General features: G+C 68.1%; 8 protein-coding genes. 2 read left to right on the top strand and 6 right to left on the bottom strand.

Annotation, left to right across the window (positions count from 1 at the left end; all coding sequences use genetic code 11):
• Window positions 1–176: 176 nt before the first annotated feature.
• On the bottom strand, window positions 177–449 hold the full coding sequence (locus ACOYYX_RS22305; protein WP_422923818.1) for an H-X9-DG-CTERM domain-containing protein: 273 nt from the start codon (window positions 447–449) through the stop codon (window positions 177–179).
• Between the two features lie 308 nt (window positions 450–757).
• On the opposite strand from ACOYYX_RS22305, the gene ACOYYX_RS22300 reads away from it, so the two are divergent.
• On the top strand, window positions 758–955 hold the full coding sequence (locus ACOYYX_RS22300) for a hypothetical protein (protein ID WP_422923816.1): 198 nt from the start codon (window positions 758–760) through the stop codon (window positions 953–955).
• Window positions 956–975: 20 nt separating this feature from the next.
• Here ACOYYX_RS22300 and ACOYYX_RS22295 read toward each other — a convergent pair whose 3' ends face one another.
• The 5 genes from ACOYYX_RS22295 to ACOYYX_RS22275 all read right to left on the bottom strand — a co-directional run bounded on the left by ACOYYX_RS22295 (window position 976) and on the right by ACOYYX_RS22275 (window position 13,494).
• The gene (locus ACOYYX_RS22295; RefSeq protein WP_422923814.1) at window positions 976–2,664 is read right to left on the bottom strand and encodes a TolC family protein; all 1,689 of its coding nucleotides are present in this window, start codon (window positions 2,662–2,664) and stop codon (window positions 976–978) included.
• A 130-nt stretch (window positions 2,665–2,794) separates the two neighbouring features.
• Window positions 2,795–4,123, bottom strand: a complete 1,329-nt coding sequence (locus tag ACOYYX_RS22290) for an efflux RND transporter periplasmic adaptor subunit (RefSeq protein WP_422923812.1) — start codon at window positions 4,121–4,123, stop codon at window positions 2,795–2,797.
• Between the two features lie 32 nt (window positions 4,124–4,155).
• A complete protein-coding gene (locus ACOYYX_RS22285; RefSeq protein ID WP_422923810.1) occupies window positions 4,156–7,395 on the bottom strand; it encodes an efflux RND transporter permease subunit in 3,240 nt (1,079 codons plus the stop codon).
• 516 nt (window positions 7,396–7,911) lie between these two features.
• Window positions 7,912–9,468 (bottom strand): outer membrane beta-barrel protein, encoded by a 1,557-nt coding sequence (locus tag ACOYYX_RS22280; protein WP_422923808.1) that lies wholly within the window; start codon window positions 9,466–9,468, stop codon window positions 7,912–7,914.
• Window positions 9,469–9,531: 63 nt separating this feature from the next.
• Window positions 9,532–13,494, bottom strand: a complete 3,963-nt coding sequence (locus tag ACOYYX_RS22275) for a Pls/PosA family non-ribosomal peptide synthetase (protein WP_422923806.1) — start codon at window positions 13,492–13,494, stop codon at window positions 9,532–9,534.
• Between the two features lie 800 nt (window positions 13,495–14,294).
• Here ACOYYX_RS22275 and ACOYYX_RS22270 point away from each other — a divergent pair.
• A complete protein-coding gene (locus ACOYYX_RS22270; protein ID WP_422923804.1) occupies window positions 14,295–14,474 on the top strand; it encodes a hypothetical protein in 180 nt (59 codons plus the stop codon).
• Window positions 14,475–14,601: the final 127 nt, after the last annotated feature.

The raw sequence follows: 14,601 nt of genomic DNA, 5'->3' as shown, positions 1-14,601 counted from the left end.
CCGGGCGAGTTTGACAAGCCCAAGGCATTGGCCGGTCGACCTGGACATGTTTCGCCCATGGGCGAAAAAGGCTCGCGAGGAGAGGTCTGGCGGAGGGTTCCGCACGCGACATCCGGACGCCCGGCGGTCGTCGCCAGCGGCGACCGCCGGGCATCCTTTTCCTCGTCGAGCCGATGTCAGAAGGCGTTGACGCGGGTGCCGAGGGCACACCAGGTCGCGAGGTTCACCGAGTCCTTGATGAACTTGACCGAGCCATCGGCCATGCAGACGTCGACCCCGCCGGGGTGGTTGCTCGTCGCGGGGGGATGCTGCCGGCCGCGTCGCCGAGGACCGCCGTGAAGATGGGGTTGCCGGGACTGCAGGCCATCGTGTTGGGGGGGCCGAGGTGCAAGTAGCGGTTGATGCCGGGGGAACCAGGGGAAGCCGATGATCCAGACGTAGCCAGACACGTAGCCGAAGACCGAGCCTTGCTTGGGGTATTCGCCTTACAGGCTGCGAGCAGGACAGGGCCTGATCCGAGGCTACGGCCGGCATCACGCCGTTGCTGTTGATCGCCTCTTCGGGATGCTGAAGCGCGGCGGGCGGGTCGTGATCCGAATGCTGGAGGACGTGAAGCAGGCGACCTTCGCGCCGAGGACGCCGGTCCACACCGACGAGTACGACATCGACAGCCGTCTGGAGGGGTGGGGATATCGGCATAAGGCGGTGTGTCGCGGGAGGGGCGAATACGCCCGCGACGAGGAGCGATGGCTCCCATGTGGTCCACGTCAACACTATGGAAGGCTTCTGTTCGCCGCTGCGGAGTTGGCTCCGCCCGCACCGCGGGCTCCCGCAGGAATCGCCATCGCTCTACCTGGGATTCTTCCAGGTCGTCCACAACGCCAGGGCTCGTGAGCGGGCCCTCCTGGGCGCCCTCATCGCTCAATTACTCGCACCACCCTGGAATCCATCTTGAGCCTATCCTGAATTGGGAGCCTACTGGGCTTGTGAGGGGCGCGCGATCGATGGTTCGGGGGGGAGCCTCCGATTCCCGGCGACGTCTGCAACAGGGACGATCTCGATGGGCTGCTGTTGAGGAGAAGGGGAACCGATGGCACGATGGAGTCGGAACTCCGCCCGGTTGTAGGCCAGGACGGCCGCGAGATAGTCGGCCCTGGCCTGGGCGAGGGCCTGGATCGGTTGAAGGACTTCGATGGGGCGGGTCGCCCCGGGGAGTCCCGCCCCGCGTCGAATGCTCGTCAGGTTCAGGGAGAGCGATGCCTGCGCTTCGGGGAGGGCCCTACCGGCCTCCTGCAAGCGACGCGATGCCGCGATCCTCCCCTTCGCGGACTGGACCACCTCGGCCGCGACCTTGTCCTGGACCTTCATGAGCTCGAGGCCGGCGGTCCGCTGCTGGGCGGCACGCTGCTTCGCGATCGCGCGATCGGCGAATCCAAGATTCTGCATTTCCCAATACAGATTCACGTCGGCATCACTGCGGCCCGCGAAGTTGCCGAAGAAGTCGTTCGTCCCACCCCCGAAGCCGCCGCCGGAGTAGCGGAACGCCAGGCTCGGGATGAACGGCCGGAGTTTGGCTTGCTTGAGCCGCGTCAGGGTGACCTCGACGAAGGCCTGAGCTTCGGCCAGCTCGGGTCGGCTCCTGAGGCCGGTGGTGATGAGCGTATCTATGGGGCAATTCTCGGGGACGACGCGGAGAATCGTTTCCGGGGGCTCGACGGGGGCGACGACGATCATCGGGTCGAGCCTCGTGCGTCTCACGAGCTCGGCTGACGCGATCTCGAGTTCGCCCACGGCGGCCTCGACGTTCTTCCGCTGCCGTTCTCGTTCGGTGGCTGCACGACGATGGTCCGCCTCGAGGCCGGCCCCTCTCCGGGCATAGGAGGCCGTCAGGGCGGCGAGCTGATCCGCATTCGCCGCGGCCTCCCGGGCGATGGCGAGGTTCCCGGACGCCTGCTGCAAGTCCATGTAGGCCTCGGCGACCCCGAGCATCGCGTCGTTCGTGGCGGTCTGGATGCCGGCATTTCGGGCTTCGACGACCTGGCTCGCCGCGAGCGGGTCGAAGATGGCGTCCGAGAAGCGGAGGATCGTGGTCAGGCCGGAGACCTGGGCGGGACCGCCGGCCGGGACGGGGCCGCTCACGCTCGAGCCGGCCGCCGCCGTGCCGCCGAGGAAGAGCGAGCTCTTGCTGATCGTCCTGACCTGCCCCTCGACGACCTGGGCCTGGCCGTCGTGGCGGATCCAGTTGGGCCCGAGGTAGAGGCTCGGGAGCCATTGGACCCGGGCCTGCTGGAGGTCGGCGACCGCCTGGCAGACCCGCTCTCTCGCGATGGCCACGTCCAGGTCGTTGGCCCCGGCGAGGCGGAGGGCATCGGGAAGGTCGATGGGCCGGATGATCTGGCCCGGGACGAGCGGAGTTCCGATCGCGTCATCGGGATTCGTGGCCAAGGCCGTCGCTTCGGCAGGCCGTTTGGTGGCACCCTGGGCCATCTCCCGAACGGCTTCGTGAGTGGCCGGAGCCGCAGGTTCGCGCACCATGACCCGACGAGGGGCCGGGGCCGCAATTTCGCGAAGAAGGGGCACCGATTCGCCGGCGCTCCCCGGAGAAGCGAATGCGGTCGCGATCCCGACGAGCAAAAATCCGGTCGGGGGGATCTTGAATGGCATGAGGCCCTCCCTGGCCACGCACTTCCGGACTTAGGCTAAAAATCGTTCATCGCGATAGGACCGCTGAATCCAAACGGGATCCAGGAGGCGTCCCGAGGGTCGGGTTGTGCGCTATGGGCCGAGTTTTCGGCTAGGGCTTGCCCGCTTCGACCGGCTGACCGTCGGTCAGGGTCGCCGCGTTCGACTCGATGACGGCGTCCCCCTCGCTCAGGCCGGATATCACCTCGGTCCTCTTGCTGTCGGAGTAGCCGAGTTGCACTTCTCGACGCTTGGCTCGGCCCGATTCGATGAGGACGCAGTAAGCCTTTCCCGCCGCCTTCACGACCGCCTTCGACGGCACCGTCAGCACGTCCGGATGCTCATCGACGACGACCGTTGCATAGGCATAGAGGCCAGGCCTCAAGACCTCTCCGGGATTCGGCAGGTCGATCTCGACCAGGAGCGTGCGGGTCGACGCGTCGAGGGCCCATGCCGTCCTGGTCACCTTACCCTCGACAGTCTTACCTCCCATCGCCATGAGTCGGACCTGGGCCGAGTCGCCGGGTTCGACGGTGGTGGCGTCCGACTCGGGCACGCCCACGGAGATTGTCACGACGTCGCTGCGGGCGACGACGAAGAGCGGATCGGCCGATGCCCCGGGGGTCGTGAGTTGGCCGCGGTCGACCTTCCTGCGGATCACGACGCCGTCGTAGGGGGCCTCGATCCTCATGTATCCGACCATGGCCTCGGCCTTCTCGGAATCGAAGCGGGCCACCTCCACGCGCGATGCGGCGGCCTGGACATCGGAGCGAGCCTTGTCGAGCAGGGCCTTCGCCTGGGCGATCGCCGCTTCCGCCGATTTGATCTGAGCCCCTACCTCGTCGCGGCTCGCCTCGGCGGCCCCGAGCTTGCTCCGGGTCTCGTCGACGAGGCTCCCGACGAGGGCCCTGTCCTGGGCGAGTTGTTGCACCCTGGCGAACTCGGCCCGCCATCGCTCGACGTCCGCGTCTGCCGCGCGGACGCCCGCTCGGATCTCGGCGACCTTCGCCTGGACGCTCTCGAGCTCGGCCTGGGCCACCGCCACGGCCGCCTCGGCCTGACGTCGCTCCGCCTCGGACTGCCCGACCGTCGCCCGTTTCTGCTTGAGCTCGGCCATGACCTCGGGGACTCGGAGTTCGGCCATGAGTTGCCCGGCCTTGACGCGGTCCCCGATGTCGACGGAGACTGATTGGACATAGCCGGCGAGTTTCGCATGGATCGGGGTGACCTCGGCCGGGTCGATCTGCCCCGGCTGTTCCGCGACGCGCCTGACGGTCGCTCGCTCGGGAAGTACGGTCACGACGCGGGTGGCCGGGGCGGCCTTCTGAGTCTCGGCCCGTGCGGAGGACTCGCCGGCCACTTTACCGCAACCCGCTGCGGTCGTTCCGAGGAGGGCGAGTAAGGCGGCCCAGGTCCCGGGCGAGACGGATATCGATCGCATTCGAACTGTGCTCCTCATGTGGGAGAGGCATTTCATGAGTGGCTCCCTCCATCCGTTTCTCCGGCGACCGACACCGTGTCGTGTCCGTGCCCGTTGAGCGAGAAGTTCGGGTCCATCGGCTGGCGGACGTAATAGCGGCTCTCCGGATCGTCGGGGTCGACCGATGCGGAAGTCCTGCCGACTCGACCCTGGACCAGGGCGAAGACGGCGGGGAGGACGAACAGCGTCGCGGCCGTCGCCGCGACGAGCCCGCCGATGACCGCACGGCCGAGGGGAGCCGACTGCTGGCCCCCTTCACCCCACCCGAGAGCCATCGGAACCATGCCGGCCGTCATCGCGCAGCTCGTCATGAGGATGGGCCTCAGGCGATCGACCGCGCCGTGGATCGCGGCCTCGCCCGCCTCCGCGGATTCGTCGCGACGCCGACGTTCGGCGAAGGTGACGAGGAGGATCGCGTTGGCGACGGCGACGCCGACCGCCATGATCGCCCCCATGAACGACTGAATATTGATCGTGGTGTTCGTCGCCCACAATGCGGCGATCACGCCGCAGACGACCGCCGGGGCCGTGGAAACGGCGACCAGGGCGAGGCGGACTGACTGGAAGTTCGCGGTGAGCAGGAGCAGGACGACGACGATGGACGCCGCGAGCCCGAACGCGAGCCCCGAGAGCATCTCTCGCATCGGTACGATCTGGCCCCGGACGTCGACGACCACCCCCTTGGGAGGTTCCCCGGTCTTCGCCAGGGCGGCCGAGATCCGTCGCGAAGCCGCCCCCAGATCCTCACCGACCACGTTGGCGGTCAGGCTGATGGATCGCTTCATGTTGTAGCGATCGAATTCGCCGGGCATCGTGTCGCGCCGGACGTTCGCGACGTCGCGGAGCAGGAGCGTCGGCCCGCCGGGCCGCTGGACCGGGAGGGTCTCGACCTGCTTGACCGAGTCCATGACAGCGATCGGGACCTCGACCTGCACCTGATAGCCGATCCCGGTCTTCGGGTCGGGCCAGTAGTTGGGCACGACGAATCGGCTCGACGAGGTGGCCGTGACGAGCGATCGGGCGATCTCCTCGGCCGTGACCCCGCTCAGGCCGGCCCGCTCACGGTCGATGTCCACGACCACCGTCGGATAGTCGAGGGCCTGGGCGTACTGGAGGTCTCGGAGCGAGGCAACCTTGGCGAGCTCGCCCCTGACCTTCTCGGCGTGGGCCCGGACGTCGGCGTAGTTCGGCCCGCTCACGGCGACCTCCACCGGCGTCGGCGAGCCGAAGCTCATGACGTCGCTCACGATGTCGGCCGGCTCGAACGAGAATTGGACCTCGGGCATCGCGTGGGTCAGCTTGTCCCGCAGCTTTCGTTTGAGGGCTTCGACGTCGACCTTCGCGGACTCGCGGAGGGCGACGCGGAGCAATACTTCCTCCGGGCCCGCCGTCCACTGGTAGATCGCATTGATCGGATAGCTCGAGGGGATGAGGCCGACGTAGCCGACGGAGATCTCGACCCCGGCCTCGCCGACCTCGTCCGTCAAGGCGGCCAGGGCGGCCTTCGCGATGCCCTCGGACTTCTCGATCCGCGTGCCGGCCGGGGCCTTGATGCGGAGCTGGAATCGCCCGGCGTCGACCCGGGGGAAGATCTCCATCCCGAGCTGCTGCCCGACCCCCACAACGACGAACCAGGCGAGGGCGAGGTAGGCGGGCACGACGAGCCATCGGAGGACCACCCCGCCGAGGGTCGAACGATAGGCATCGCTCGCTCGGCCGAGAAGCGAACGCCGAGACGTGCCATGATCCGCCCGATGCTGGGGCTTCAGGAGCCAGGCCGAGAGGACCGGGACGAAGGTGCTCGACAGCAAGTAGGACGAGACCATCGCGAAGCCGACCGCGAGCGAGAGCGGGACGAAGAGGGCCTGGGCCGCCCCCTGCATGAAGAATGACGGGATGAAGACGGCAAGGATGCAGAGCATCGCGAGCAGCCTTGGCACGGCCGTATCGAGATTGCCCTGGCGGACGGCCCGAGGGACGCTCTCGGCCGTCTCCATCTTGGTGTGGATGTTCTCCACCTCGACCGTCGCCTCGTCGACGAGGATGCCGATGGCGAGGGCGAGCCCGCCGAGCGTCATGAGGTTGATGGTCTGGCCGGTGAGCCAGAGCGCGACCACCGCCCCGCAGAGCGCGAACGGGATATTCAGGACGACGACGATGACGCTCCGCCAGTCGCGGAGGAAGACGAGGACCATGAGCCCGGTGAGGACAGCTCCAAGTGCTCCCTCGATGACGAGGCTCCGCATCGCGTTAGTCACGGTGGGGGACTGGTCGAACTCGAAGCCGACCTTGATGTCGTCGGGGAGCACGGCCTGCATGGAGGGGATCGCGGCCTTCACGTTCTGGACGACCGAGAGGGTCGAGGCGTCGGCCCGCTTCGTGACGAGGATGTAGACCGCGCGACGGCCGTTGACCAGGGCGTAGCCGGTGGTCGTGTCAGAGGCGTCCTGGACGGTGGCGACGTCGCGTAGGTAAACCGTCGGATTTGCTCCGGGGCGGATGGGGATCGACTTGAGCTCGTCGGCCTGCTTGACCAGCGAGTTCACGGGGACGATCGGCATCTCATCGCCGATGCGTATGTTGCCCGAAGGGCTGATGGCGTTCCCCGCGACGAGGGCCCTGGTGACCTCGTCAGGCGACATCTTGTAGGAGCGGAGTCGGTCGGGGTCGATGCGGACGACGACGGTCCGCTGGCTGCCGCCGAAGGGCGGCGGTGCCGAGACCCCCGGCAGGCTCGCGAACATCGGCCGAACCTTGAAGAGAGCCTGGTCCTGGATCTCGCCGATGCTCTTCGTCTCGCTCGAGAGCGTCAAGTAGCCGACCGGTACGCTCCCGGCGTCGAAGCGGGTGATGAAGGGCGAGACGGTCCCTGGAGGCATGAAGGCCCGCGAGCGCGTGACGTAGCCGATCGTCTCCGCCATCGCCTGGGCCATGTTCGTGCCCGGGTGGAAGAAGAGTTTCATCAGGGCCATGCCCTGGATGTTCTTCGACTCAACGTGGTGGATGCCGCCGATGTAGAGGAAGTGATACTCATAATAATTCGTGAGTAACCCTTCCATCTGCGCGGGATCCATCCCGCCGTAGGGCTGGCAGACGTAGACGACGGGCAGGTTCAGATTCGGGAAGATGTCGACGGGCATGCGATAGAGTGCGAGCCCGCTCCCCAGGGCGACCGCGACCACGGCCACCATGACGGTGAGAGGCCGCCTCATGGCGTATACGATAGGGTTCATGACTCGCGGCCCCTCGGGCGGTTGGTACACGACGGAACTCCGGAGGAGGTCCCTTCCGGAGTCCACATCGTAACGGATGTAGACCGCCTGACCCGGATATTTTGCCCGCGGTGGTGCTTTGAGATGGCGAGACGGCCTTGCTCGCTGCAGGGTTTGGGAGAACACTCGATCCCATCCACCGACCGGCAAGGCCGTCGCGAAAGGCTGTAATTTCCCGCCCCTTCGCTACACTTCGCCGGCCTCGGCCGCAGGGCCATGGTCGCCGACAGCGGCGGCCGTCGCCGGCTCCTGACCGGGTCGAGAGCACGGCGAGCGATCGGCCTCCGCGCGAGGGCCAAGGCGGATGGTGCACGTCAGCCGTCCCACCGCGGCCCGGAAGTCGCCGTATTCACAGCAAGATCCGCTTGTGCGTTGTCCGATGGGCCGCGGGCGGAATATCCGGGCTAATCGACCCGCCTGCAGGGGGGACGCCTGCCCGTGCGGCCCGGCCTCCCGTTCCTGAGGCGGTCGGGGGGCTCAATACAACAGCAGCACGTCGAACCCGAAGGAAATCTCGTCGTTGGCCCGGCCGTTGTGGGTTTCGAATGGCGGGGCGCCTGAGGCTCGGTAGTAGTCGATCTCGGGGCGGATCCAGAGCCAGGAAGCCGGCTTGTAGACCAGCCCGAGGGTCGTCTCGCTATAGGTGTCGTCGAACCCCGTCCGCACGCCGCCGACGTCGCGGAAGATGTCGGTGCGGAAGACGCCGGTCCAGCGATCCGTGAAGGTATAGAGCACCCAGATCCCGGCCCCGTACCAGGTGGAATTCCCGAGGCGTCTCGGGTTGCTCGACGACGTCGCGAGACTGCGGTCCGCGCCGTAGTCGGCCTCGAAGATGGTGGTCCACCGCCGATCCCACTCGCGGGTCACGACGGCCGAGACGAGGCCCGTCTCGTTGCCGCCCCGGGCCGTCCGACCTGGAGGGGAAACGCTCGGTTGCGTCGTCGTCGGTCCCGCCAAGGCCGAGGGAGCCGCCGGGGGCTGTTGCGAGATCTGGTTCGGGCCCCCGTAATAGGCCAGGGTCAGGTTCGTCCGCTCGTCGCGCGAGTCCCAGTTGATGCCTCCCATGTAGCCCCACTGGTCTCGGCGTCCGAACCAGCGATCCCAGCCGTTGACCGCCGCGTTGAAGATCTGGATCCGGTCGGTCAGGTTCAGCGTGGTCAGCACCCCGAGGTGCGTGAAGGGGTGGCTGTAATTGAACAGGAACCCGGTCGACCGCAGTGGCCGTCCCGGCGCGAAGGCCGACTCATAACCGGCCAGCGAGATGAACCGGCCGACTCGCACGTCGAGGCCCCTGGACGTCAGGTAGGGGACGTGGACGTCGGCGTAGAACTGGGTCGGCGTGTACCCGTACCCGTGGGGGAGGGAGGCGTTGGGGAACAAGCCCTCGTCGCCGTAGAGCGACCAGTCGGTGCCGAAGAGGTTGTCGACCCGGTAGCCGTAGTCCCAGTCGTCGTCCGACCTGAGCGGCCGCTCGACCACGATGTACATCTGCTGGACCTGCCAGCGGTTGGCGAGGTCCGACGAGGTCTCGGGCAGGTTCTGGTGGTCCCTCGGGCGGGCGGGATTGAAGAGGATCCCCCCCTCCAACCAGCCGTAGATTCGGGTCGAGGGGTCTTCGAGCCCGAACGCCTTCATCAAGAGGTCGGGCGGGGCGTAACCGTCGTCGCCGACCTCGGCGGTCGCCTCCCCCGGCATTGCAACAGGTCCGCCGAGGACCGGCCCGGACTCGGGGCCCTCGGCTGGCCGGTCCCCGAACGGCCCCTCGCGGTTCCGGGCCGGGGACAGGGATGCGCGTTCCGCCCCGAGAGCGGCCACGGCCTCGGGTCCGCGTACTTCGTCCTCGTCCTCGTCGTCCTCGTCGTCCTCATCGTCCGGGGCCGTGGAGACCCGGGCGACCGCGGGGTCAGTGCGAGCGACGGCGCCGGGGACCCTCGGCGCCGTTGAGGCCGGCGCCGACGGCTTGGCCCGCCCCGTCCCGGCGCACTGGCAGCCCGCCCCCGCGAGCGACGAGACGACGATGATCGCGATCCCCAAACGGCCGACAACCCACCTCCGATCCGATCACATCTCCGCCCCGCGCCCCGCGGCGACCGGGGATCAGCCGACGGGGCGTGCCGGGATCCCGCGCCAGCGGCCCTCGGCCGGCAACTGCTCCCCCTTCATCACCAGCGAGAGCGCGTCCAACTTCGACCCCGCCGCCATCTCCGCATCGTAGAGCACGACCGACCGCGGGCCGACGGTGCAGCCAGGGCCGACGGTCACCGTCGACATCTTCATCACGCGGTCTTCGAACAGGTGCGTCTGGAGCGACACCCTCCCGGAGACGAGCGCATCGTCCTCGACGCGTACCAGGTCGAATTCGGTCAGATAGGTCGTCTCCATGTAGACGCGGCGGCCGATCCTGGCACCGAAGAGGCGCAAGAGCGGCCGCATCAAGGGTGTCCCGGTGAACCAGTGCAGGAGCATCGGGACCGGCACGTTTTCATAGAGCGATGTGATCAACTCGGTACGCCAGACGAAGTGCGACCACATCGGCTCGACGCGGGGCCGGTAGCGGCCGACGACGGCCCACTTCAGGGCGGCCGACAGCAGGGCCAGCCCCAGGGCCGAGGCTAGGTAGACCCCCGGCAGCGCCGCGATCTGCTGCCAGGCCGGCAGATCCTCCATCGCCACGATGGCCTTACCGACGGCCAGGATGCCGACGTACATGAAGGTCGGCGGCAGGAGGATCCGCAACACCTCGATCGCCAGCCGGCATGCGACCAGGCGAGACGGAGGGCGGAACGTGACCCCCTCTTCGAAGGGGCCGCTTTCCTGGCGCCTGGGGAGGAAGAGGGCGGGCGAGCCCAGCCAGGAACTCCCCGGCTCCATCGGGCCTTGCGGCGGCACCGACTGCACGCCGATGAGGCTGTCGTCCGGCAGGCTCGCGGCGCCCGGCACGAGCGCCGCATTCCCGACGAAGCTCCGGGTCCCCAACTCCGTCGTCCCCAGGATGACGCGCCCCCGATGATAGCGCGCCGCGCCGACCACCGCGAGATCCGCGACGAAGCTCTCCGCCCCGACGACGAGTAGGTCGGGGTCGATGTTCGACACGGTGGAGATCTCGGCCCTCGGCCCGACCCTGGCCCCCAGGAGGCGGAGCCAGGCCGAGGTCAAGAGCGTCGCGTACAGGGCGTTCGTCGACTCCAGGCTCAGCTCCATGAACTTGTCCGAGAGCCACTTGCGCAGGCCGAACTGAGACCGCGACGGGAAGGTCCCCGCGCGTGCCCTGGGCATCGCGAGCCGCTTGCCGGCCGCGACCGCCAGGCACGTGGTCAGGACGTACACCAGGCCCGCGATCGGGGAGGCCGCCAGGCCTCCCTGCCAGTGCCCCCCGTCCCCGAGGTCATGGTAGAGGATGGCCAGCCCGGGCGCGAGCAATAGGCCCGGCAGCATCTCGAACAGCAGGCAGCCGGCCAGGAACCCGGCCAGGAGGGCCGGAGTCCACGGCGGGGCTGGCGGGAGGGCCTCTATCGAGTCGAGCCCGGGGTCGGTCTCGCAGAGGCTCGAGGGCGACCCGGCCCACGATTCCCCCGCGGGGATCGCCTGGCCCCGCGCCACGAGCGACTGCTCGGCCAACCTGGCCCCTTCGCCGACCTCGCTCCCGAGCATCACGACCGAGTTCGCGCCGACGAACACCCCGGCACCGATCCGGATCGACCCCAGCTCGAGCCAGCCGTCCTCGACCAGGCAGGGCTCGAGCTCGACGCCATAGCCGAGGCTGGCGTCATCGCCGATCTCGATCAGGTCGGGGAGGAGGAGGTGCGACGTCGCGACGTGGCATCCCTTGCCGACCTTCGCGCCGAGCAGCCTGGCGTAGGGGCCGAAGAGCGGCGAGCCCGCGAGCAGGCCGAGCGGCGAGAGGTCGATCAACTTGCGGACCAGCCACCATCGGCAATAGTACCACCCCCAGACCGGGTAGCGGCCCGGGCGGAAGCGGCCGACCAGGGCCCACTTCGCCGCGACCGGCAGCGCCGCCCCGAGCAAGGACGAGACCGCGAACGAAAGGACGGCCACCAGCGCGACCTCGAGGGCCGGCGCGCCCAGCCGGTGCTCGCGGGCGAGCAGCAAAGCCGGGCTTCCGACCACGAGCAGGGTCAAGTACACGAGCGCGAACTGCATCGCCCCGCAGGCCCAAACCCGGCGGTCACCGTGCCGGAGCCGCTCGCCCCGATCCGGGGGCGTCAGGGCGTCCCCGACGGGAGCGGCCTCGACGCGAAGGGCCAGGCGGCGGACGGTCGGATGGTCGTACAGGTCGGCCACGCTGAGGTGCCGGAACTCGGGCTCCCGTCGCAGGTCCGAGACCAGCCTGGCGGCGGACAGGGAGTGGCCGCCCAGGTCGAGGAAAAAGTCGGCCTCGACCGAGACCTCGGCCTGGCCGAAGAGGCGACCCCAGGCCCCGGCCAGCGTCGCCTCCAGGGGCGTCGCCGGGGCGGTATGGGACGCGCCGGCCTCCGTCAGCCTCGGCGAACCGGGGGCCGGCAGCCGCGCACGATCGGCCTTGCCACTCGCGAGCATGGGCAGGGCGTCGAGGATCTCGAGATAGGCCGGAATCATGTACGCCGGCAGCCGGCCTCGCAGGGCTTCATAAAGCCTCCTACGGGGCCCCCCCGCGCCTTCGGCTCGCCGCAGGGTGACGTACGCCACCAACTCGCCCGACTCGCCCGCGCCCGGGGCCAGGACCACCAGGGCGTTCGACACCGCCTCGTCTTCCTTCAGGACCGCCTCGATCTCTCCCAACTCGACCCGATAGCCGCGGAGCTTGACCTGGCCGTCGATCCGGCCGAGATACTCGATCTCGCCCCCGTCCGTGACCCGCCCAAGGTCGCCGGTCCGATAGAGCCGGGCGTCCCCGGCCTCTGCGAACGGGTCGGGGATGAACCGCTCTCGCGTGAGGTCCGGCCGGTTGAGGTAGCCGGCGGCGACCCCCGGCCCGCCGATGCAGATCTCGCCCGCCTCACCGGTCGGCATGGGCGTTAGGTCGTCGTCGAGGACGTGGACGGTATACGTCGGCAAGGGCCTGCCGATCGTGACCGGCCGGTCGGGGCGCAGCTCCCCCCAGGTCGCGGTGACGGTCGACTCGGTCGGGCCGTACGTGTTGAGCATCCGGAGCCCAGGGCGGCTCCAGCGCCGGACGAGGTCCTCGGTGCAAGCCTCGCCGCCGACGATCAGAGTCTGGAGCGTGGGCACGTCGCGATCGATCGTCGCCAGCAGCGTCGGCACGCAGCAGAGGACCGTGACCTGATTCTCGACCAGGAACGCGGCCAGGCCCGAACCGACCCGTCGGTGGTCGGTCGGCCCGGCGACGACCGTCGCCCCGGCCGCGAAGGCCGGCCAGACCTCCTCGATCGAGAAGTCGAAGGCCAGCGTCATCCCCTGGTAGACCCGGTCGCCGGGCGAGACACCGTAGATCGGTCGGCAGACATCGAGAAAGTTACAAATACTTAAGTGGTTGACGACGACCCCTTTGGGCCGTCCCGTCGTGCCCGACGTGTACATGATATAGCAGGCGGCGTCGCCGTCGCGGCCCCGAGGTTCGAGCCGGACTTCGGGCTCCCGCGCGATCTCGGCCGCCGAGGCGTCGAGGTCGAGCACTCGGCACGGCAGGCCGGCGCAGGAGGAGGCGGGGCCGCCCGCCGATATGATCAGCGTGAGCCCGGCGTCCTCGGCGATGAAGGCGACGCGGTCGGCCGGGGAGGAGATGTCCAGCGGCACGAGCACCGCGCCGGACTTGAGGATGGCCAGCAGCCCGGCATATGCATGGGCCGACCGCTCGATCAGCAGGCCGACGCGGTCGCCGGGCCGCACGCCCTGGACCTCGAGGAAGTGCGCGAGCCGGTTCGCCCGCGCCTCGAGCCCGGCGTAACTCAGGGTGATCCCCTCGCAGGCCAGCGCCGGCGCGGAAGGCCGTGCGTCGGCCGTATGCTCGAAATAGAGGTGGAGCCGATCGAAGGAGTGCGCCAGGTACTCATGCGGGAACCGGCCGCGCCGCAGCCCCATCTCCGCGGCGAACGAGCCCACATCGCGCGAATCCCGACCTTCATGGTCGAATCGATATTGAGGCATTTCCATTGCCCTGGGTTGCTGAAGACACCCCGCGCCGACCGGGGCCGGAACCCTCCGGAGAGAGCCATTCGGGGCGGGCGAGCCGCGCAACGCGGCACGTCGTCTACGCACGACACGTGCGGCCGCACCGACAGGCACCCGTGAACTCGTGAAGGTTTCCGACCCTCCCACGCGTCAAGGTCTGCAGGCTCGTACCGCGGAAACGACGCCGTGACCCGGTATGGCCGGGGCACTCGAGAGAGAGGGGGAATGGGGGGGGCGGCGGTTCAAGGCAGGTCGCTTCCGGATGACCCGGCCAGGTTTCTCGCCGTCGACAGAAAATATCACAACCCCGGGTTCTCTGGGGAGACGACTTTTGGGAGCAATCGTCGGAATCGTCAAGATTCATTGAGATGCTCTCTCGCCCGGATCATTCCCCATATCGACGCGTTCTCGATTTCGGATTCTTCGTCGATCGCAATTGGCCCGAACATGATCCCTTCCCATCGTTTTCTGGCGTTGCCAGTCGACTTCTCGCCTTCGGGAAAAGGCGAGGGGATAGCGGGGCAGATGCCACGCACTGAACGTAAATCTGACGTCAATATGATTTTATCGAAAACTGGGCCGCAGGAATGCGAGTGATGAAGCCGTTTACACGAAGGATGGCGATTACCACGCGTTCCTTGGGCCGAACTCATGAGCCTGTGAGCGGCTGCAAATGCGGGTGTTGGTGCCTTGCGTCAAAACAAATCGTTTTCATTTCATGATTTGGATCAATGCTCAAGGCGACCTCAGCCTTTGGATGCAAGGGATGGTCGACGACCAAGGCGTTCGACAGCCCGGAGAAGGCGGCCGCGAAGAAGGCAAGGACCATCGCGAAGAAGGATAGGGAGGGCTACGTCGAGAAGACGAGAGGCGTCGTCAATAGGTCCGAAGGAGCCCACGCCCAGATATAGAGCACGTGCGGCGTCCACGGCTTAGGCGAGGCGCGACGGACACCGAACGTTGGCTCGATCATCGCCCGCCCGCGTCGCAGTAGCCTGCAAACCACGCCCCAGCTCGGCGATCGTGTCCTAGACTTAA

The organism is Singulisphaera chitinilytica (assembly GCF_049331405.1).
Lineage (GTDB): Bacteria > Planctomycetota > Planctomycetia > Isosphaerales > Isosphaeraceae > PoT.
The sequence above is the reverse complement of the archived record's forward strand: the minus strand, read 5'-3'. Positions and strand labels throughout refer to the sequence as shown.